Source organism: Microvirga pakistanensis, from assembly GCF_004458765.1.
Lineage (GTDB): Bacteria > Pseudomonadota > Alphaproteobacteria > Rhizobiales > Beijerinckiaceae > Microvirga > Microvirga pakistanensis.
Window position 1 is genome coordinate 266,864 of record NZ_SPJX01000167.1, and the last position, 20,866, is coordinate 287,729.

The 20,866-nt window shown below is 65.2% G+C and carries 20 protein-coding genes and 1 tRNA gene; 7 read left to right on the forward strand and 14 right to left on the reverse strand.

The window, feature by feature from the left end:
• Positions 1-2 precede the first annotated feature (2 nt).
• The 6 genes from E4K09_RS07245 to E4K09_RS07265 all read right to left on the reverse strand — a co-directional run bounded on the left by E4K09_RS07245 (position 3) and on the right by E4K09_RS07265 (position 3,627).
• The gene (locus tag E4K09_RS07245) at positions 3-791 is read right to left on the reverse strand and encodes an isocitrate lyase/PEP mutase family protein (RefSeq protein ID WP_134496075.1); all 789 of its coding nucleotides are present in this window, start codon (positions 789-791) and stop codon (positions 3-5) included.
• Between the two features lie 59 nt (positions 792-850).
• Positions 851-1,249 (reverse strand): VOC family protein, encoded by a 399-nt coding sequence (locus E4K09_RS07250; protein ID WP_134496076.1) that lies wholly within the window; start codon positions 1,247-1,249, stop codon positions 851-853.
• Between the two features lie 18 nt (positions 1,250-1,267).
• A complete protein-coding gene (locus tag E4K09_RS28920) occupies positions 1,268-1,417 on the reverse strand; it encodes a hypothetical protein (RefSeq protein WP_166802206.1) in 150 nt (49 codons plus the stop codon).
• Positions 1,418-2,148: 731 nt separating this feature from the next.
• On the reverse strand, positions 2,149-2,409 hold the full coding sequence (locus E4K09_RS07255) for a DUF2312 domain-containing protein (RefSeq protein WP_134496077.1): 261 nt from the start codon (positions 2,407-2,409) through the stop codon (positions 2,149-2,151).
• 63 nt (positions 2,410-2,472) lie between these two features.
• Entirely contained in the window at positions 2,473-2,778 is a 306-nt protein-coding gene (locus tag E4K09_RS07260; protein ID WP_134496078.1) for a DUF1244 domain-containing protein, read from the reverse strand.
• 15 nt (positions 2,779-2,793) lie between these two features.
• On the reverse strand, positions 2,794-3,627 hold the full coding sequence (locus E4K09_RS07265) for an N-formylglutamate amidohydrolase (protein ID WP_134496079.1): 834 nt from the start codon (positions 3,625-3,627) through the stop codon (positions 2,794-2,796).
• Between the two features lie 104 nt (positions 3,628-3,731).
• Between E4K09_RS07265 and E4K09_RS07270 the strand changes: the two genes are divergently transcribed.
• The 3 genes from E4K09_RS07270 (at position 3,732) to pyk (ending at position 6,771) form a co-directional block, all read left to right on the forward strand.
• Positions 3,732-4,667, forward strand: coding sequence for a DMT family transporter (locus tag E4K09_RS07270; protein WP_134496080.1), 936 nt, complete (start codon positions 3,732-3,734; stop codon positions 4,665-4,667).
• Between the two features lie 203 nt (positions 4,668-4,870).
• Complete coding sequence (locus E4K09_RS07275) at positions 4,871-5,338, forward strand: DUF1036 domain-containing protein (RefSeq protein WP_134496081.1); 468 nt, start codon at positions 4,871-4,873, stop codon at positions 5,336-5,338.
• Positions 5,335-6,771 carry a pyruvate kinase gene (pyk, locus tag E4K09_RS07280; protein WP_134496082.1) on the forward strand — a complete coding sequence of 479 codons (1,437 nt, stop codon included), beginning with the start codon at positions 5,335-5,337 and terminating at the stop codon, positions 6,769-6,771. The genes E4K09_RS07275 and pyk overlap by 4 nt, the downstream gene beginning before the upstream one ends.
• Here the strand turns inward: pyk and E4K09_RS07285 are convergent.
• The 5 genes from E4K09_RS07285 to cpdR all read right to left on the reverse strand — a co-directional run bounded on the left by E4K09_RS07285 (position 6,762) and on the right by cpdR (position 9,131).
• Positions 6,762-7,745 carry an alpha/beta fold hydrolase gene (locus tag E4K09_RS07285; protein ID WP_134496083.1) on the reverse strand — a complete coding sequence of 328 codons (984 nt, stop codon included), beginning with the start codon at positions 7,743-7,745 and terminating at the stop codon, positions 6,762-6,764. The genes pyk and E4K09_RS07285 overlap by 10 nt on opposite strands.
• Before the next feature lie 13 nt (positions 7,746-7,758).
• Positions 7,759-8,370, reverse strand: coding sequence for a tetratricopeptide repeat protein (locus E4K09_RS07290; protein ID WP_134496084.1), 612 nt, complete (start codon positions 8,368-8,370; stop codon positions 7,759-7,761).
• Positions 8,371-8,439: 69 nt separating this feature from the next.
• On the reverse strand, positions 8,440-8,565 hold the full coding sequence (ykgO, locus tag E4K09_RS07295; protein ID WP_009763379.1) for a type B 50S ribosomal protein L36: 126 nt from the start codon (positions 8,563-8,565) through the stop codon (positions 8,440-8,442).
• Positions 8,566-8,608: 43 nt separating this feature from the next.
• Positions 8,609-8,683 (reverse strand) — tRNA-Val (locus E4K09_RS07300).
• Between the two features lie 91 nt (positions 8,684-8,774).
• The gene (gene cpdR, locus E4K09_RS07305; protein WP_134496085.1) at positions 8,775-9,131 is read right to left on the reverse strand and encodes a cell cycle two-component system response regulator CpdR; all 357 of its coding nucleotides are present in this window, start codon (positions 9,129-9,131) and stop codon (positions 8,775-8,777) included.
• A 174-nt stretch (positions 9,132-9,305) separates the two neighbouring features.
• Between cpdR and E4K09_RS07310 the strand changes: the two genes are divergently transcribed.
• The gene (locus E4K09_RS07310) at positions 9,306-10,196 is read left to right on the forward strand and encodes an N-formylglutamate amidohydrolase (RefSeq protein ID WP_134496086.1); all 891 of its coding nucleotides are present in this window, start codon (positions 9,306-9,308) and stop codon (positions 10,194-10,196) included.
• A 291-nt stretch (positions 10,197-10,487) separates the two neighbouring features.
• Here the strand turns inward: E4K09_RS07310 and E4K09_RS07315 are convergent, their stop codons facing one another.
• Positions 10,488-11,747: an MFS transporter gene (locus E4K09_RS07315; protein WP_134496087.1), complete on the reverse strand. Its 1,260-nt coding sequence runs from the start codon at positions 11,745-11,747 to the stop codon at positions 10,488-10,490.
• Positions 11,748-11,860: 113 nt separating this feature from the next.
• On the opposite strand from E4K09_RS07315, the gene hisN reads away from it, so the two are divergent.
• The gene (gene hisN / locus E4K09_RS07320; protein WP_134496088.1) at positions 11,861-12,643 is read left to right on the forward strand and encodes a histidinol-phosphatase; all 783 of its coding nucleotides are present in this window, start codon (positions 11,861-11,863) and stop codon (positions 12,641-12,643) included.
• Here hisN and E4K09_RS07325 read toward each other — a convergent pair.
• Complete coding sequence (locus E4K09_RS07325; protein WP_134496089.1) at positions 12,563-13,636, reverse strand: alpha/beta fold hydrolase; 1,074 nt, start codon at positions 13,634-13,636, stop codon at positions 12,563-12,565. The genes hisN and E4K09_RS07325 overlap by 81 nt on opposite strands.
• A 178-nt stretch (positions 13,637-13,814) precedes the next feature.
• Between E4K09_RS07325 and E4K09_RS07330 the strand changes: the two genes are divergently transcribed.
• Positions 13,815-14,273 (forward strand): Hsp20 family protein, encoded by a 459-nt coding sequence (locus E4K09_RS07330; protein ID WP_134496090.1) that lies wholly within the window; start codon positions 13,815-13,817, stop codon positions 14,271-14,273.
• 191 nt (positions 14,274-14,464) lie between these two features.
• Here E4K09_RS07330 and E4K09_RS07335 read toward each other — a convergent pair whose 3' ends face one another.
• Positions 14,465-15,541, reverse strand: coding sequence for a threonine aldolase family protein (locus E4K09_RS07335; protein WP_134496091.1), 1,077 nt, complete (start codon positions 15,539-15,541; stop codon positions 14,465-14,467).
• Between the two features lie 617 nt (positions 15,542-16,158).
• Here E4K09_RS07335 and gltB point away from each other — a divergent pair.
• Positions 16,159-20,859: a glutamate synthase large subunit gene (gltB, locus tag E4K09_RS07340; RefSeq protein ID WP_244610406.1), complete on the forward strand. Its 4,701-nt coding sequence runs from the start codon at positions 16,159-16,161 to the stop codon at positions 20,857-20,859.
• Positions 20,860-20,866: the final 7 nt, after the last annotated feature.

The following is a 20,866-nucleotide window of genomic DNA, read 5'->3' on the forward strand; positions in this document are numbered from 1 at the left end:
TCCTAGTGTCGGAAATAGACGAAGGTGCCTCGCTCGCGAATCCAGCTCGCCGCATGGACCATGGCGGCCTCGGCCGTGCGCGCGAGCGCACTGCCCATGCTGATGCGGGCGACGCCGATGGCGGCGAGATCCGCAACCGACAGCGGCGGCGCGTCGAGACCCATGAGCACGTTCACGGGCTTGTCCACGGCCTCGCACACGGCCTTGATGGATCGCAGATCCGGCAATCCGGGCGCGTAGAGCACATCCGCGCCCGCTTCCGCGAAGGCGTTCAGCCGCGCGATGGTGTCGTCGAGATCAGGTCGGCCATGCAGGAAGTTCTCGGCCCGCGCCGTGAGGACGAAATCCGATCCGCTGCTGTGCGCTTCCTCAGCGGCGGCGCGCACGCGCGCGACGGCAAGCTCGAACGGATAGATCGGATCGTCCGGGCGCCCGGTCGCGTCCTCGATGGATCCGCCCGCAAGGCCGATGTCGATGGCGGCGTGGATGGTCGCGGCGCAGCCCGCCGGATCGTCCGCGAATCCGTTCTCCAGGTCCGCCGACACGGGCAGGTGCGTCGCACGAACGATCGCGTGGGCATTGGCCAGGGTCTCGTCGCGCCCGACCTCGCCCACTCCGTCCCGCAAGCCCAACGAGAGTGCGAGGCCGGCGCTCGTGGTGCCGAGAGCCTCGAACCCGAGCGCCGTCAGTTGACGGGCGGAGCCGATGTCCCAGGCATTGGCCATGACGAAAGCCCGCCTCTCCTCGTGCATCCTGCGGAACAAGGCCGCCTTCTCGGTTTGCGTCGTCATTTTCCAATCCTTTCATAGAGAGACGTCCTTGTGCCGGAACATCCGGCCGCCCGAGCCGATCAGCCCGTTCCGCCCGCGGCTGACCCGTGCTCGGCGATGTGCCAGAGCACTCCCGACGAATCGAACACGTAGGCCACCTTGGCTCCCCATGGCTCGGTGCGCGGAGGCCTGGGCTGGCGGACGCCGTACCGGTTTGCGAGATCGGCCGCGGCGATGCGGTTCCACCAGACATCGATGTCCGTCACGTGGAGGTGCATCATGAAGTTCGATGCCCAGTCCTCGACGTAGAAATTCTGGAGAATGAACGAGAAGTCCTTGAGCCGCACATCGGCGAGATCCGATGTGATCGGCCGGATCTCGAAGCCGAGGTCCCGATAAAAGTCCTGGCTTGCCTGGAAGTCCTTGGCTGGAACGAAGGGTCTCATCGAAACGACGGTTTCGGGGAGGCTTGAAGTCATGGCTCCGATTCTCGTTGGTCACGTCGCTTCCACGGACGATCCGCTCACAATCCGCCCGGCACCCGTGAGATCGGCGGCACGCCTCGCGACCACCGCTTCATCAGGCAGGCAGGTGAAGTAGACGGCATGATTATCTCCACCTGCCGGCACCAGCAGGACATGCTGCATCCCATGCTCCTCCCGGATCCGTGCTCATCGACGAGACGGGCGACCTCAGTACATCATACGAACAATACAAATACAATTGCCGGGTTTACCGATATACACCATTGACGACAATGTGTACCCCGTCCGTCGGGCCGGACTCGAACAGGGATCGGAATGCCGAGAATGCCGGCGCAGCTGAGGTCCTGGGGTCCTGGGGGAGACATTTTCAGGAGACACACGGAGGCCGTGCCGCGTGCGCTCTCCGAATTCGCTTTCGCGATTCATGACATCGCTGCGGGCTGCGGCAGGGTCGGCAACCGCTTGTCGAAATGGGGAGCCCGCTGCAGTGAGCGGACGGGGATCGATCGCAGGGCGTCGCCCGCGATGACACCGACATGCGCTCTCTGATCGCCGGATCAGTGCCGGTATATCGGAGCGGCCGCTCAGCCCGACGGCGCATGGCGTCACAAGGACAATATCGTCCTCAAAGCCACCCGGCCCCTCCGAACAGGGTGCGCGACTCGCCTGTTCCACGGCCTATAGGGGTCGCCTCGCAGGAGCCTAGAGCTGTTTCCACTGGCGTGGAATCATCTCTCTTCTGGGGTGTGCCGCATTTTTCGGCGAAGTGGCTCCACTTCGCCGAAAAATGCTCTCGTGCCACGTCGCAGGTCGAATGCGCTGAATCCGTTTCGGATAAGATTTCGTCACGGGTGTGTTGCGCATGAGAGGTCCCGCGCGCAACACGCGTGGAATCAGACAGGCATCCCGAGAGCCTGCATGTAGAGTTCGAGGATCGCCTCCTCCTCCTGGCGCTCGGCATAGTCGCGCTTGCGCAGGGAAATGATCTTGCGAAGAACCTTGGTGTCGAAGCCGTTGCCCTTGGCCTCCGCGTAGACGTCCTTGATGTCGCCGGCGATGCCGGCCTTTTCCTCTTCGAGGCGCTCGATGCGCTCGATGAAGGCCTTCAGCTGGTCGGCTGCGACGGATTCTGTGTTGAAAGCTGCGTCATCCATGATGATGCCCCTTGGATCGATGGCGTTGGCGCCAGTGTTACGGTTGATTTGGTTGAAGCGGGTTTAATGTCCGGGCTTGGATTGCTCGAAGCGGCCGAGCTGGGAGGCGGACGCCTCCTTCTGGTGGCGTGCTTTCCAATCGTCGTAAGGCATTCCGTAGACGTAGGTCCGGCTCTCCTCCTTGGAGAGAGGCACGCCCCTGGCATCGGCGGCGTCCTTGAGCCAGTTGGACAGGCAGTTCCGGCAGAAGCCCGCCAGATTCATGAGATCGATATTCTGGACATCGGTGCGTTCGCGCAGGTGCTCCAGCAGCCTGCGGAAGGCGGCGGCCTCCAGTTCCGTCCGGGTCGCGGCGTCGAGGTCCTTCATGATCCCTCCTCTTCTTTAGTGTTGGCGCAGGCGCTCCCGGGTCCGGGTCCCGAAGATCGTCGGCTTGCGCAGGTCCGCCCGCGCCGCCAGGGGCTTCAGAAGCCGGGCGAAGCGCCCGGCCCATTCCTCTGCCCCGTCGTCCGAGGCGATCAGGTCCTGCCGGATCTCGATGAGCGCGTTGGCGAGGCCCCTGATCGTGGCGTGCCGGTCGACGGTATCGCCGGCGAGCGCCCCATCATAGGGCTCGTTGTCGCCCACGACGAGTCCCTCCTCGGCCATGAGCCCCTCCAGGAGGGGCTTGGCATAGCGGTCGTCCGCATCCCACAGGATGCCCACGTGCCAGGGGCGCGGCCAGCCCCGCCAGACCGGCGTGTAGCTGTGCACGGTCACGATGGCTGGCGGATGACCCGCGGCCATGGCCCTGTGGATCGCCTCCGCAATGGCGGCGTCGTAGGGGTCGTAGAAGCGTTCGATGCGCCGTTGAACCTCCGCCTCGTCGACCTTGGCGTTGCCCGGCACGACCGCGCCGTCCGATAGGCGCATGACCAGCGTCGGGTCGTCACGCCCCCGGTTGGGATCGATGATGAGGCGGGAGAATTGTGTGAGGATCGCCGGGGCATTCAGCCGGCGGGCCAGCGAGCGGGTGACCGCGGCGGCTCCGATATCGTAGGCGATGTGGCGCTGGAACTCGGTTTCCGGCAGGCCCAGGTCGCCCAGATCCGGCGGCACCGCGTTGGAGGCATGGTCGCAGAGGAGGAGAAGGCCGGATTCGAGGGCGCCCTCGATGATCTCGACAGGATGGGGCTCAAGGGCGGACTCGGCGCTCTTGAGCGCGGCAGAGGAGGACATGGCTGACGGCTGAAACAAGACATTGATTGGCGGAGGAAAATCCTTACCCTGCACGCCGCTCCCTGACAACGCGACGATCCGCGCAACCATCCGGCGATACGACGATGTCCTCCCTTTCCACCTCGGCACGTCCCGGGATCGGCTTTGCCTCCGCGTTCGCAGCCCTCTGCCTCGGCGCGGTGGCCATGGGCATTTCTCCCATCTTCGTGCGCTTTGCCTCCGCCGGCATGGGCGGGGCGCCGGCCGATGTGGGCCCCTTCGCCAGCGCTTTCTGGCGCGTGTCCCTCTGCCTCCCGCTGCTTTACGCCTGGATGCGGATCGAGGAGCGGAAGGCGCCCGCCGGCGCGCCGCGGGTGCCTTTTTCCCGCGCAGCCATTCTCGGAGGACTGGTCTTCACGGGCGACCTCCTGGTCTGGCACCTCGCCATCCTCAAGACCACCGTGGCCAATGCCACGTTCTTCGCCACCATGGCGCCGCTCGTGGTGGTGCTGGTGGTCTGGCTCGTGCTGCGGCAGAGGGTCTCGCGCGGCACCTTCGTCGGGTTGGGCTTGTGCCTTCTGGGCGGCGCGGCCCTGATCGGCCAGAGCCTGCAGGCCGATCCGGCCCGCCTCACGGGCGACCTTTTCGGCCTCGCCACGGCTTTTTTCTTCGGCCTGTACTTCATCGTGGCCAGCAAGGCCCGTAAGAGCGCGGGCGCCGCGCGGGTGACGTTCGAGACCAGCCTCATCACGGCCGCTCTTCTCCTTCCAGTGGCGCTCGTCTTCGAGAACCGCCTCATGCCGCAGACATGGCACGGAGCGGCGGCCCTGTTCGCCATGTCCTATGTCAGCCATGCGGGCGGCCAGGGCCTGCTCTCGGTCGCGCTGGGCATCCTGCCCCCGATCTTCTCGTCTCTCGTCATCTTCCTCGAGGCGATCGCGGCAGCTGTGTTCGGCTGGGTGATTCTGGGCGAGCCGCTGACCCTGGTCCAGAGCCTGGGAGGCGCCCTGATTCTGCTGGGGATCTGGGTGGCGCGGCCGGAGGACGAGCCTGCCGCGTGAGCACGCAATCCCCTCTTCGGATGGAGGGGAGAGCTGGGACGCGGCGGCTGTCCGGCACCTCTCCGGGAATTTTTAGCGGACTCGGTGTCGTCCGAGCCGCCTTTTGGCCTTGATGCAGCGCGTCTTCTGACCGACAAGGAATCGACATAGTTCTCGAAGCATTGTGCGATTTCATTCCTGACCCGTTGACTGAATCGACATCCATGAAGGTTCCGACCCTCTCCCACGCCCCGCGCTGGCAGCGAAGTCTCGCGCTGACCGCATTCCTGCTCGGCGGCCTCTTCCTTGCGGCCTCGCCGGCGCACGCCGACCTGCGCCTGTGCAACATGACCTCGAGCCGCGTCGGCGTGGCGCTCGGCTACCGCGACCCGCAAGGGTGGGTGACGGAAGGCTGGTGGAACCTGAATTCCCGCGGCTGCGAAACCCTGCTCAAGGGGCAGCTCGGCGGCCGCTTCTATTACATCTACGCCATCGACTATGACCGCGGCGGCGAGTGGAGCGGCCGGTCCTTCATGTGTACCCGCGAGCGGGAATTCACGATCCGCGGCACGGAAGATTGCCTTGCGCGGGGCTTTGATCGCAGCGGCTTCTTCGAAGTCGATACCGGTGAACAGAAGAGCTGGACCATTCAGCTGACAGAGACGAATCGCCCAGGGGGGGCACAGCCATGAGGCGCTCACGCCGTACGAAAATTCTCGCCACTCTCGGGCCGGCTTCCGAATCCCAGGCGATGATCGAAAAGTTGTTCAAGGCAGGTGCGGACGTGTTCCGCCTGAACATGAGCCATTTGCCGCGCGAGCGGCTGAAGGAACGCGTGGCGATGATCCGCGCCGTGGAGGCGAAGTTCAAGCGTCCGATCGCCATTCTGGCGGATCTACAGGGTCCGAAGCTGCGCGTGGGCGCCTTCCAGGACGACAGCGCCATGCTGGAGCCGGGCCAGACTTTCACGCTCGACGCCGACACGGCGCTCGGCGGCAGGGACCGCGTCCATCTCCCTCACCCGGAGATCCTGTCCTCCCTCGAGCCCGGGCACACAGTGCTCATCGACGACGGCAAGCTGCGCCTTCGCGTCAAAAGCGTGAAGCAGGGCTCCGCCGCGACAACCGTCGAGGTCGCGGGCAAGATCTCCAACCGCAAGGGCGTGAGCCTGCCGGATACGACGATTCCCGTGGCGGCCATGACGGACAAGGACCGGTCGGATCTCGAAGCCGCGCTCGATGCGGGCGTCGACTGGATCGCGCTGTCCTTCGTGCAGCGCCCCGAGGACGTGGCCGAGGTGAAGAAGGTGGCGCGCGGCCGGGCCCTCGTCATGTCGAAGCTCGAGAAGCCTCAGGCGATCACGCGCCTCGACGAGATCATCGAGATCTCGGACGCCGTCATGGTCGCCCGCGGCGATCTTGGCGTGGAGATGCCGCTCGAAAAGGTGCCCGGCATCCAGAAGCGCATCGTCCGCACGGCGCGCCGCTACGGCAAGCCCGTGGTGGTGGCGACCCAGATGCTGGAATCCATGATCACCTCGCCGGTGCCCACCCGCGCCGAGGTCTCCGACGTGGCGACCGCCGTCTATGACGGGGCCGATGCGGTGATGCTCTCCGCCGAGAGCGCCTCCGGCCAGTACCCGGTCGATGCAGTGGCCACCATGAACCGCATCGCCGAAGAGGTGGAGCAGGATCAGAATTACTGGTCGATCGTGCGCACACTCAACGCCGAGCCGGAAGCCACGGGATCGGACGCCATCGCGGCGGCCTCCCACCAGATCGCCGACACGCTCAATCTCAAGGCGGTGGCGGCCTGGACCTTCTCGGGCTCGACGGCGTTCCGCATCGCCCGCGAGCGGCCGAATTCCACTGTGATCGCACTCACCCCCAGCATCGACACCGCCCGCCGCCTCGCCCTGGTCTGGGGCGTGCACTCCATCCGCACCAAGGACGCCAGCAACATCGACGACATGGCCTTCCGCGCCTGCAAGTTCGCCGTCCGGGAAGGTTTCTCGGATGTCGGCGACCGCATCATCATCGTGGCGGGCATGCCCTTCGGCACGCCGGGAGCCACCAACATGGTGCGCATCGCGTTTGTCAATCAGGAGCACGCGGCTCAGGCCTGACCCGGCACCGCCCTGGCCGGTGCGACCTGCTCGGCCAGGGCCTCGATCGCCGCAAGAACGGTTCGTCCGTCCGCATATTGCGGCATGTGGCCGATGCCCGGGAGCAGGATGAGCTGCGCTCCCGGCACCGCATTCGCGAAGGAGCGGCTGTGCAGATCGCTCCAGACGATCTCGTCGCACTCTCCGGCGATCACCGTGGTGGGCACGCGAATCTCGCCGTAGCGGGGGCTTTGCCGCGACACCGCCTCGAACATGACCGCGAAATCCTGCATGTTGGCTTCGTAGGCGCGAGGCCGGAACGCGAGGGGGATGAAGCCCTTGCGCACGATGCCCGGGGTCGGCGGCTGAGGCGCGTAGGTCTTTCGCTTCATCCAGGGCCGCAGCGCGAGGGTGACGGGCAGCGCGAGGCTGCGCATGGCGAGCCACCCCGCCCAGGACGAGACGAGCCGCCGGTACCAGCCGATATAGCCCCCAGGCCATGGCGTGGTGATGCCCGACAGGATGAGGATGGCGCCCGTCACGTCCCGGTGGTCCAGGGCAAAGTGCGGCACCACGGTGCCGGACCAGGAATGGCCGACCACGACGGCGTTGTGCACGTCGAGCCGGCGCAGGGCCTCGGCCATCACGGCCGCCTGCCGGGCGGGTTCGGCCGCGCTCAATCCCCCTGTCCGCTCGCTCCAGCCGTGGCCGGGCCGGTCGAAGGCGATGACCCGGTAGTGGCGCGCGAGGTGCGAGCCGAGGCCGAACATGGATTCGACGAGGTTGGACGACGCCCCATGCAGGAGCACGATGGTGCCGCGCGGCTGCCCTGTGGGTTGAATGTCCTGATAATGCAGCCTGCAGCCCTGGACCGCCATGAAGCGGCCCGTCGGCGGGTAGCGACGCCCGACGAACCAGCCATAGGTGTAGGTGAACGCCGCTCCGGCCGCGACGAGAAGAAGAAAAGCAGCCAGGAGGCCGAAGACGAAGCTCATCGTGAACCGTGGATCAGAGATCCTGCCCGTCTACATCGGGGACCAGACGGTTCACAATGGTTTGGACGCTCGATTGTTGCGGATTGATCTTCAGCACGCGCCGGTAGGCCTTGAGCGCCCGCGTCTTGTCGTCCGAGGCCATCAGGATATGGCCGAGTCCGGTCCAGGCGTTGAAGTGGCGCGGCTCGATCTTGAGGGCGCGGTGGAGGTCGGCCATGGCCCCGACCGGATCGTCGATCTGGTAGAACACCGTCGCCCGGCGGTACCAGGCCTCCGCCCAGTTCGGCCGAAGGGCCAGCACCCGGTCGAGGAGTTCGATGGCGAGCGGAAAATCCTTCTTCTCGAAAGCCTGGGTGGCCCGGGTAAGGAGCAGGTCCGCGGTATCGGAGCCGGAGCGGGCGAACCGCCGTTCGATGAGGTTCGAGATGCCCTCCGCCTCCCGCTCCGAGCCGGCCTTGGAGAGACGCTCGAAGAGATCGTCCAGGGTGACGGGCTTGGGCGGAGGCGGCTGCTCCTTCGCGGGAGCTTCCTTGGCCGGAGCCTTGGGCCGAACGGCCTCCTGCGCATGCGAGGAATACGCGGCCAGGCTCAGCAATGTGGTCAGCAGGAACGCAAAAAAGCGCATGCCGGGATTTTAGGGTCCCGGCATGCGCGGTCAATTCATAAAAGCGTGCGCGGCGTTGCCGCGGGCCGATTAGCCCTGGCGAGCCTTGTAGCGCTTCTGGGTCTTGTTGATGATGTAGACCCGGCCCTTGCGACGCACCAGCTGGTTGTCGCGGTGACGGCCGCGGATCGACTTCAACGAGTTGCGGATCTTCATATCCGGTCTCCTGCGGCCCTTCGGGAAGGCCGGAAAAAAGAAATGGTGGGCGCGGCTGGGATCGAACCAGCGACCCCTACGATGTCAACGTAGTGCTCTCCCGCTGAGCTACGCGCCCGGGAAACGGTGATGTTTGATGTCCCGTCTCGGCTGTGGGGGCGATATACCCACAAGTGGGCATATGCGCAAGTCATGATGAGCAACCTTTTTTAGGCTGCCATCATTTTCTCGACCTCGCTCACGAGATCGCGCAGGTGGAAGGGCTTGGACAGCACCTTCGCATCCTTCGGGGCCTGCGAGTCCGGATTGAGGGCCACGGCGGCAAAGCCGGTGATGAACATCACCTTGATGTCCGGATCGAGCTCGGTCGCCCGGCGGGCCAGCTCGATTCCGTCCATCTCCGGCATGACGATATCCGTCAGGAGAAGCTCGAAAGGCTCCTCCCGCAGGCGGTTGTAGGCGGAAAGGCCGTTGTCGAACGGGGCCACCTCGTAGCCCGCGTTCTCAAGCGCCTTCACCAGAAAGCGCCGCATGTCGTTGTCGTCTTCGGCGAGAAGAATCTTCATCGGCTGCCAAGCCCCGAATCGTGGCGAATGATCTCAAGAGACTTTCATGCTCCCGACGGGTAAATAACCCGTGAAAGAACGACGCAGCGCCCCCACCATATTGTCATGGACAGGCGGCACGGCTGCCTTACACTAGCGAAAAAGTTGATTTCCTCTCCAGAACAGCCAGTTTTCATGCGGCCAGCTATCGTCGACGAGTTCGATCCCCCCTTTGTCTTGACGGAACCTGCGGCGCAGACGATCCCATTCGTCTTCAACGCCCCTCACGCCGGCGCCATCTACCCCGCCTCTTTCCTGGCGGCGTCACGCCTCGATGCCGTGGCCCTGCGCCGCTCCGAGGACGCGTATGTGGACGAGCTCTTCGCGTCGGTGACCGGGCTCGGCGCCCCCTTGATGGCGGCGCGCTTCCCCCGGGCCTATCTGGACCTCAACCGGGAGCCCTACGAACTCGACTCGCGCATGTTCGACGGCAGGCTCCCGCCCTTCGCCAACACCCGCTCCATGCGCGTGGCCGGGGGCCTGGGAACCATCCCCCGCATCGTCGCCGACGGGCAGGAGATCTACCATTCGCGCCTTCAGGTCGACGAGGCGCTGCACCGGATCGAATGGCTCTACAAGCCCTATCATCGGGCGCTGCGCCAGCGCGTGCGCCGCACGGCGGACCTGTTCGGCCATGCGATCCTCATCGATTGTCATTCCATGCCCTCCTCCAGCGTGAGCCGGGACGACGGCACCAAGGCCGACATCGTCCTGGGCGACCGCTACGGCACCTCCTGCGCGAGCCTGCTGATCGATCTCGTCGAGGCTGCGTTGCGCGGGCGCGGCTATACGGTGGTGCGCAACAAGCCCTATGCAGGCGGCTTCATCACCGAGCATTACGGGGAGCCGGCCGTCGGGCGGCACGCGCTTCAGGTGGAGATCAACCGGTCGCTCTACATGGAGGAGCGCAGCATGGCGAAAAAGCCGGGCTTCACCGTCCTGATGGGGGATTTGTTCCAGGCATTCCGCCAGGTTGTCGCGGATCTCGAAGGCGAGTTGACGGCCCGCCGCATCGCGGCCGAATGAGAGACTAAAGCATCGGACCCAAAAGTGGATTTGCACTTTTGGGGTCGATCCGATGCTTTCCTCCTGAGAATGAGAGCATCGCCTTAGCGGAAAACCGGGTCCACTTTTCGCTTGCGCGGCCCTTCGGGTCCGCACGATGCTCCAAACAAGAAAAAAGGCCGCCGTTGCCAGCAGCCCGAAGTTTAGGGAGGAAACGCCCAAGAAGGGCTACGACAAGGCGACGCCATCGCCATATCGCAGTGCAATATTGCCTTCGCGCTGCACAAGAATCAAGGGGAAAATCGCGCCACGTTATGCTTTAGACGCATATCTGCTTGGATGCGGATCGATAGCCCTGATGTAGAACAGGAGGCTCAGGAGCAGCCATCCGCACAGGGACCCGAAAACGAGCCGGTAGCCTTCCGGCGAATAGCCTCCCGTGCTCGAACGCCCCATCAGGTCGATCAGAACACCGGTCACGCTCTGCGACAGGAACGCTCCCCCCATGGTGCCGATATTCATGAGCGTGATGCCCCGTCCGGTCAGGTAGGGCGGGAACAGGGACTTGCCGTGTGAGGTCAGGATGGGCGTGTAGGACACGCTCACCCCGAACAGGACAAACCAGACCGGCACAAGAGCCATGTCCAGGGGCACGAGGACCATGCACGCCATCATCAGAACGGCGGCCACGCCCCCGGCCAGAACCGGCTTCTTGTAGCTGCCCCAGAACCGGTCGGTCGCTCCCCATAGCAGCATGCCGCCGATCTGGGCCCCGGCGCCGAGGAGCAGGATGCGCCCCCTGGTGGCAAGGTCCGCCCCGTGGACATCCGTCAGCCAGGGCCCGCCCCAGAGACCGACGATGGACACGAAGCACGAATAGGTGGTCAGGTGCATGAAGAAGACCGCCCGGAAGGAGGGCACCCGCACGGCGGCGGCCACGCCCCGGAAGGCCTCCGACCAGCTCTCCCGTCCCTTGGCGTTGTCGGCGTCCCTGGGGACCGCGACAATGATCGCCAGCGCCAGAACGACGGTAATCGCCGCGACGACCAGGAACGAGTCCCGCCAGCCGATGGCGGCGGCCGAGGCGGCGAGCGGCGCGGTCGCCGCAAGGGTGCCCAGATTGGCGCCTCCCATCTGGATGCTGGTGAGCCCCGCGAAGCGCTCGGGCGGGAAGCGCCGCGCATAAATGACGAGGGGCGCCATGAAGAAGGTGGAGCAGCCGAGCCCCATCAGGGCGCGGGCACCGATCAGCACGGAGGCTGAGGGAGCCATGGCGAACAGGACGATGCCGGCCACGGCGATGACGGCGGTGGCCAGCATGACCTGTTTGGGCCCGTAGCGATCGATGAGGATCCCAATCGGGATCTGGACCGCCGCGAACGTGAAGAAGAAGGCGCTCGACAAGAGCCCGGTCTGGGTGGCGGAGAGGGACAGCTCCCGCGCGAGATCATTGGCGATGACCCCGATCGAATTGCGCAGGAACTGGCTGACCGCGTAGATCGCGACCAGCGCGGCAATGAGGATGACGGCCGTTTCCGAGCGGGTCGGGGAAGCCTTGGCTGCAGAATCCATGGATGTCTTGCCCTTCCTGTGCCGCTGCTCCCTTGCCGCGCGCCAAACGCTTGATAAAAGCGGAGGGACAACAGGCCAAGGCCAACAGCCACGTTAAATGAGGAAATCCAGGCATGGGGCTCATCGACTTCACGCATTTCGTCAACGAGCTCGCCACCTCGTCCGGCCAGGCGATCCTGCCGTTCTTCCGCACCGCCATTGCGACGGAGGACAAATCCCGCGGGGGCGCCTTTGATCCGGTCACGGAAGCGGACCGGGCGAGCGAGGCCACCATGCGTCACCTCATCAAGCGCAGCTTCCCCACCCACGGCATCATCGGCGAGGAGTTCGGAGCCGAGAACGAGAATGCGGATTACGTGTGGGTGCTCGATCCCATCGACGGAACCCGGGCCTTCATCGCGGGCCTTCCCACCTGGGGCACCCTGATCGGCCTTACCTACAAGGGCCAGCCGGTTTTCGGCATGATGCACCAGCCCTTCACGGGCGAGCGCTTCTTCGGAGATGGCGGCAGCAGCACCTTCCGGGGCCCGGGCGGCGAGCGCAAGCTCATGACGCGCCGCTGCGCCTCGCTGAAGGACGCGGTGATCTCCACCACGAGCCCGCGTCTGTTCGCAGGCGAGGAACTGCGGGCCTATGACCGCGTGGAAAGCGTGGCGCGCCTCGCCCGCTACGGCTGCGATTGCTACGCCTATTGCATGCTCGCCGCGGGCCACATCGACCTCGTCGTGGAGTCGGGCCTCAAATCCTACGACATCGCGGCCCTGGTCCCGATCATCGAGGGCGCCGGCGGCATCGTCACCACCTGGGACGGGGAATCAGCCGCCCATGGCGGGCGCATCGTCGCGGCCGGCGACCGCCGGGTCCATGCCGCCGCCGTCGAGCTGCTCAGCCGATAGGCCGAGTGCGGCAAGATCGGCCTGCTGCCCGAACACCGGATCGGGCGTGCCGGGGATGAAGGCATCGAACGCCGCCCAGAACTGCTCGCGGATCTCGTCGCGTTCCATGAGGATCTCGTGCCGCGCGCCGGGGATGACGATGGCGTGGCCGGCCTTGAGGCGTGCGGCGAAACGCTCCGTCGCGGGCGTCGCGCAGACCGGGTCCGCGCCCGCCGCCAAGATGAGCGTCGGCAGCCGGATCTTCAGCGCGTAGTTCGGCGCGGTAAAGCACCGCATGAACCGGAAGGCGGAGTCCATCCACGCCACCGTCGGCGCGCCGATGGCTCCGGGCCCGATGGCGGTCGCGGCATCCGCGTTGCGGGCATAGCGGACGGGATCGCTCGTGAGGCGGTTGCCCTTGAACGGCAGGGTGGAGATCGACGTCTCTCCGCCGCCGGGCACGAACATTGTCCCGAGTCCCAAAAATCGCAGGAGGCGCGCCAGAAATGCCGCGCCGCGGGTGCGCCTGACGATGGCCAGGGCGATCATCGGCGTGGTGGTGACGAGCCGACGGAAGGGCAGCCAGCTCTCATAGGCGGCGTTGAGCGCAATGGCCCCGCCCATGGAATGGGCGAGCGCGAAATGGGGTTGGGGCATGTGCGGCATCAGGATCTGATCGCGCACGGCCTCCAGGTCGAGCCGGTAATCGGCGAAACGTCGCACATGACCCTTGCGGGGGTTCTGCACCTGCCGCCCCGAGAGCCCCTGCCCGCGCCAGTCGAAGGTCACGACCGCAAAGCCACGCTTCAGCAGGTCGCCTACCGTCTCGAAGTACTTTTCAATGAACTCCGCCCGGCCGTGCAGGATGCAGACGGTCCCCTTCGGCTGGCTGGTTTCGGCCTTCCAATAGGCGACCCGCAGGGCAAGGCCGTCGGCGGTGGTGATGCTGGTGAGCACCGGCTCGCCGGGCACCGGATTATCGGGAGTGGGGAAGAATTCCACGGCAGGTCTCATGAAACGATGTGACCCCTTTATAGGGCGCTTTGGCCCGGTTGGGCGAGCCTCTTGAATGCAAACGTATCTATTCCCACATGGAAGCCGTGACGGCCAGACGGCGTCACGAGACCCAGATCCAGCCTCAAGAGAGGTGGATCTTCATGAGATGCATGTTGCTTCTGAAGGAGGATATGCCATGCGACAGTTCGATCTTGCTCCCCTGTACCGCAACACGGTCGGTTTCGACCGTCTGTTCTCGATGCTCGACCAGATGGTCGGTGTCGACGCGGCTCCGAGCTACCCGCCCTACAACATCGAGCGCACCGGCGAGAATGCCTATCGCATCTCGATCGCGGTTGCCGGCTTCACCGATAGAGACCTCACCATCGAGGTGAAGGAGAACACCCTCTCCGTGCGCGGCGAAAAGAAGCCCAACGAAGAGCGCAAGGCTGAAGTGCTCCATCAGGGTATCGCGGCCCGCAGCTTCGACCGGCGTTTCCAGCTCGCCGACGGCGTCCAGGTGACGGGCGCCTCGCTCGAGAACGGTCTGCTGCACCTGGACCTCGTGCGCGAGACGCCCGAGGCCAAGAAGCCGAAGCTGATCCCGATTTCTACGAACGGCGCCCAGGTCCTCGAGGCCAAGCAGGCCGCCTAAGGCCTTTTCCGAAAGCCTGAAAACAAAAGAGCGCCCCGGTTCGTCCGGGGCGCTTTTCTTGTTCGATTCCTGGTCCTGGTCGTCCCGCCGGGGCTGGAGATGAACCCCGTTGGTCAAGGTCTCGTAGAAACAGACATCGCGGGTGAATGCGGCAGGGTTAGGGCAAGGCCCGGCGCAAGGATGCAGGAAAATCACTCCGCCGCCTGCCGCGAGGCCGCCGAGCGCGCGATGTCGAGCACCCGGCGCACATCCTCCTCCTGCGTGGCGAACGACAGCACGAGGCGAATCAGGGCCTCGTCCGGCCCGACCGTCTCACCGGCCGGCAGGCTCAGCTCCGTCCAGGGATGATAGACGATTCCCGCGTCCTTGAGCGCCTTGTTCATGGCTGCCGGGATGATCGGGAAAACCTCGTTGGCCTGGGTTTCCCAGGCCAGACGCACGCCCGGGAGCTGGACAAGCCCATCCGAGAGGAGCTTTGCCAGGCGGTTGGAATGGCGGGCATTGTCATACCAGTGGCCGCCGGCGAAATAGCCCTCGAACTGCGCCGAGATCAGCCGGCCCTTGGAGACGATCTGGCCAGCGCGCTTGGAACGGTAATCGAGCGATTCGGCGAGCTCGGGCCTGAACACCACGATGGCCTCCGCCATCAGGCACCCGTTCTTCGTTCCGCCGAAGGAGAGAATGTCCACGCCCTGCTTCCAGGTCATCTCCGCCGGGGTGCAGCCGAGGGTCACGAGGGCATTGGCGAAGCGTGCGCCATCCATGTGGAAGGCGAGCCCGTGCTCGCGGCAGACCTCCCCGAGTTCGGCGAGCTCGTCGAGGCCGTAGACGAGGCCGCATTCGGACACCTGCGAGATCGACACGGCCTTGGGGGGCATCTGCTTCACGGCCCGGGAGAGCCCCCTCAGATAAGCCGAGACGCCCTCGGCCGTGAGCTTCGCGCCCACGCCCGGCAGGCCCACGAGCTTGGCTCCGTGCATGAAGAACTCCGGCGCGCCGCATTCGTCGTCGATCACGTGCGCCTCCCGGTGGCAGACGCACAGACCGTAGGGCGGCACGGCGGAGGAGAGCGCGAGCGCGTTGGCGGCGGTGCCGGTGGTGACGAAGAACACCGAGACCTCCCGTTCGAAGATCTCGTTGAACTGCGCTTTCACCCGCTTGGTGATCTCGTCGCCTCCATAAGCCGCCATGGCGCCCGCATTGGCTGCCATGAGCGCCTGCAGAACCTGGGAGCTGGCCCCCACGATGTTGTCGCTTGCGAAATTCATCAATTGTCTCCTGCGGCACCGGCCTCAGAGGGAATACCGATCTCCGGTTGGGCGCTCCCTACTACAAAGCGCGCTGCCGTGCCAGAAAACTGGCTCCCTGTCTCCGGACGATGCATCGAGCGGGGCACCAGCCCTCCCGTGGCAGGGAACATGTCAAGATCGTTGACCCATCGGCGAAGACTTTCGTTTCGGGATTACAAAAATCTGTTTTGTTACATTCCCGGCTGGCGGCTTGTAACTTTTGTCTAAAATTTTTCTAAACCCTCTTGTGCCGTTTCTTGTTCTCTGGCACTTTGCCCGCATTAGGACAGCGATGCTGTCCCATTTGGGGTGTCTCACCCTTTCTGCCCTGAGGTTTTCTTGATGCTTCGCCAGACGCGAACGAAACGAGATACCACGAAAGCTGCCCGCAAAACGTGGGCGGAACGGGCGACTCTGGGCTGAAGACAGCCTGAAGGATGCCCGCGAGGCGCGGGCTCCCCTGCCGGACCCACTCCTCGACGACCCCTGAAGCGGCGGGCACTCCGGACGATCCCCTTATCCGGCGACCCGAGAACCGCCTCAAAGACCCTAGAAGACGTGTTCGGATGTGAGGATCTGATATGAGCGACGAGCCGATGAAGAGCCCCGGAGTGAAAGTCTCGAGCCGCACGGCCGTCAAAACGACCATCAGGGCCGTGCGCGATCCGGGGCTGCCCACTCCCCAGGGCCTCTACGATCCCTCCAACGAGCAGGATTCCTGCGGCGTCGGCTTCATCGCCGACATGAAGAACCGCAAGTCGCACGACATCGTCGAGCAGGGCCTGTCGATCCTGCACAACCTCGATCATCGCGGCGCGGTCGGCGCGGACCCGAAGATGGGCGACGGCTGCGGCATCCTGGTCCAGGTTCCGCACAAGTTCTTCGCCGCCGAATGCGCCAAGCTCGGCATCTGGCTGCCGGATGAAGGGCAGTACGGCGTCGGCCACCTGTTCATGCCGCGCGATCCGGAAGGCTTCAAGCTCGTCGAGGAGATCGTCTCGAAGGCGATCGCGGACGAGGGTCTGCAGGTTCTCGGCTGGCGCGAGGTGCCGGTCGATTCCAGCGATCTCGGCGAAAGCGTGAAGGTCACCGAGCCCCTCCACCGCCAGATCTTCATCGGCAAGGGCAAGGGGATGGACGACCAGGAGACCTTCGAGCGTCGCCTGTTCATCGCCCGCAAGGTCATCTCCAACGCCGTCTACGACATGAAGGACGGGCGCACGGCCGGCTATTACCCGGTGAGCCTGTCCTCGCGCACCATCGTCTATAAGGGCATGGTGCTGGTCACGCAGCTGCGGGACTATTACCTCGACCTGCAGGATCCGCGCTTCGAGAGCGCCATCGCCCTCGTGCACCAGCGCTTCGCCACCAATACCTTCCCGACCTGGCAGCTTGCGCACCCGTACCGCATGGTCGCGCATAACGGCGAGATCAACACGCTGCGCGGCAACGTGAACTGGATGGCCGCGCGCCAGGCTTCCGTCGATTCCGATCTCTTCGGCAACGACATCTCCAAGCTCTGGCCGATCTCCTACGAAGGCCAGTCGGACACCGCCTGCTTCGACAACGCCCTCGAGTTCCTGGTACGCGGCGGCTACTCGCTGTCGCACGCCATGATGATGCTGATCCCGGAAGCATGGGCCGGCAACCCGCTCATGAACGACGACCGGCGCGCGTTCTACGAATATCACGCCGCGCTCATGGAGCCGTGGGACGGCCCGGCCGCCGTGTGCTTCACCGACGGCAAGCAGATCGGCGCCACCCTCGACCGCAACGGTCTTCGCCCCGCGCGCTACCTCGTCACCGATGACGGCCTCGTGGTGCTCGCCTCCGAGATGGGCGTGCTGCCGATCCCGGAGGAGAAGATCGTCGAGAAGTGGCGCCTGCAGCCGGGCAGGATGCTCCTCATCGACCTGGAGGAAGGCCGCATCATCTCCGACGACGAGATCAAGCAGCAGCTGTCCAATGCCCATCCCTACAAGGAATGGCTGAAGCGCACGCAGATCGTGCTGGAGGATCTGAAGCCCGTTCAGGCCCGCGAGTCGCGCACCGACGTGTCGCTCCTCGACCGTCAGCAGGCCTTCGGCTACACGGCGGAAGACCTCAAGCTGCTCATGCAGCCGATGGCCGTGACGGGCCAGGAGGCGGTGGGCTCCATGGGCTCCGACACCCCGATTTCAGCGCTCTCCGACAAGCCGAAGCTGCTCTACACCTATTTCAAGCAGAACTTCGCGCAGGTGACGAACCCGCCGATCGACCCGATCCGCGAGGAGCTCGTCATGAGCCTCGTGTCGTTCATCGGACCGCGCCCGAACATCCTCGATCTGGAGGGGACCTCGCGCCGCAAGCGGCTTGAGGTGCGCCAGCCGATCCTCACCAACGAGGATCTGGAGAAGATCCGCTGCATCGGCCATTTCGAGGACCGCTTCGACACGAAGACGCTAGACATCACCTACGATGCCGAGCTGGGCGCTGCCGCGCTCGACGGCGCGCTCGACCGCCTCTGCGACCGCGCGGAAGCGGCGGTGCATGGCGGCTACAACATCATCATCCTGTCCGACCGCATGGTGGGGCCGGACCGCATTCCGATCCCGGCGCTGCTCGCCACCGCCGCCGTGCACAACTACCTGATCCGCAAAGGCCTGCGCACATCGGTCGGCCTCGTGGTCGAGAGCGGCGAGCCGCGCGAGATCCATCACTTCGCGTGCCTGGCCGGCTACGGTGCGGAAGCGATCAACCCCTATCTCGCCTTCGAAACCATCGCGGCGATGCACGAAGCCGGCGAACTGCCGCAAGAGGTGGACGCCGACGAGGCGATCAAGCGCTACATCAAATCCATCGGCAAGGGTCTGCTGAAGGTGATGTCCAAGATGGGCATCTCCACCTACCAGTCCTATTGCGGCGCGCAGATCTTCGACGCGATCGGCCTCAAGTCCGACTTCGTGGCGCGCGATTTCTTCGGCACCGCAACCACCATCGAGGGCATCGGCATGGACGAGGTGGCGGAGGAGAACGTTCGCCGCCACCGGGACGCCTTCGGCGACGCGCCGATCTATCGCAACGCGCTCGATGTCGGCGGTGAATACGCCTTCCGCCAGCGCGGCGAGGTGCATGCCTGGAATCCCGACACCGTCGCCACGCTCCAGCACGCCGTGCGCCTGAACGCGCAGGATCGCTATCGCGAATTCGCGCGCCTCGTGAACGAGCAGGACACCGAACTGAAGACCATCCGCGGCCTCTTCCGCATCAAGACGGCGGACGAGACCGGCCGCGCGCCCGTCCCGGTGAGCGAGGTCGAGCCCGCGCAGGAGATCGTCAAGCGCTTCTCCACGGGCGCCATGTCCTTCGGGTCGATCTCGAAGGAGGCGCACGAGACGCTGGCGCTCGCCATGAACGCCATCGGGGGCAAGTCCAACACGGGCGAAGGCGGCGAGGAGCCGGAGCGCTTCCGTCCGCTGCCGGACGGACGCTCCAAGCGCTCCGCCATCAAGCAGGTGGCCTCGGGCCGCTTCGGCGTCACGACGGAATATCTCGTCAACGCGGACATGATGCAGATCAAGGTCGCGCAGGGTGCCAAGCCTGGCGAGGGCGGTCAGCTGCCCGGCCACAAGGTCGACGCCAAGATCGCCCGCGTGCGCCACTCGACCCCGGGCGTGGGCCTCATCTCCCCACCGCCGCACCACGACATCTACTCCATCGAGGATCTCGCCCAGCTGATCTTCGACCTGAAGAACGTGAATCCCCAGGCCGACGTGTCGGTGAAGCTCGTGTCCGAAGTGGGCGTGGGCACGGTCGCAGCCGGCGTCGCGAAGGCGCGCGCCGATCACATCACCGTCTCGGGCTTCGAAGGCGGCACGGGCGCTTCTCCCCTCACGTCGCTCAAGCACGCGGGTTCGCCGTGGGAGATCGGTCTGGCCGAGACGCAGCAGACCCTCGTGCTCAATCGTCTGCGCGGCCGCGTGGCGCTGCAGGCCGACGGCGGCCTGCGCACCGGCCGTGACGTAGTGATCGCGGCCCTGCTCGGCGCCGACGAATACGGCTTCTCGACCGCCCCGCTGATCGCGGCCGGCTGCATCATGATGCGCAAGTGCCACCTGAACACCTGTCCGGTGGGCGTGGCCACGCAGGATCCGGTTCTGCGCAAGCGCTTCAAGGGCCTGCCGGAGCATGTCATCAACTACTTCTTCTTCGTCGCCGAGGAAGTGCGCGAGCTGATGGCCGAGATGGGCTTCACCTCCATCGACGAGATGATCGGCCAGTCCGACCTGCTCGACAAGAACGCCGCAATCGACCACTGGAAGGCGAAGGGCCTCGACTTCACGAAGCTCTTCCACAAGCCGGATGTTCCTCCCCATGTGGCGATCCGCCATCAGGAGCGTCAGGTCCACCCGATCGCGAACGTGCTCGACCGCGAGCTCATCGCGCAGGCTGGTCCTGCTCTGGAAAAGGGCGAGGCCGTCACCATCGAGGCGCGGGTGCGCAGCTCCGATCGGTCCGTGGGCGCCATGCTCTCGGGCGAGGTCGCCAAGCGCTACGGCCATGAAGGCTTGGCCGACGACACGATCACCGTGAACCTGAAGGGCACGGCCGGTCAGAGCTTCGGCGCGTGGCTCGCCGCCGGCGTGACGCTGAACCTCGAAGGTGAGGCGAACGACTATGTGGGCAAGGGTCTGTCGGGCGGCAAGCTGATCATCAGACCGTCGCTGGACTCGAAGGCCATCCCCGAGCGCTCGATCATCGTGGGCAACACGGTGATGTACGGCGCGATCTCCGGCGAGGCTTATTTCCGCGGCGTGGCGGGCGAGCGTTTCGCCGTGCGCAATTCCGGGGCTATCGCGGTAGTGGAAGGCACGGGCGATCACGGCTGCGAATACATGACCGGCGGCCTCGTGGTGGTTCTCGGCCAGACCGGCCGCAACTTCGCGGCGGGCATGTCCGGCGGCATCGCCTACGTGCTCGACGAGGACGGCACGTTCGGCAAGCGCTGCAACCTGTCCATGGTCGATCTCGAACCCGTCGAGGAGGAGGAGGACCTCATGCGTCGTCTCCACCACCATGGCGGCGATCTTGAGACCAAGGGCCGCATCGACATCATGGCCAATATGTCCGGTCCTGACGAAGAGCGCCTGATGCAGCTCATCACCAATCATCACACCTATACGGGTTCGGCCCGCGCGAAGGAGATCCTCGACAACTGGGCGACCTTCCGCACCAAGTTCGTGAAGGTGATGCCAGTTGAATACCGCCGCGCGCTCCAGGAGATGGATCGTCTCCGGAACCTGCAGGCAGCGGAATAAGGATTAA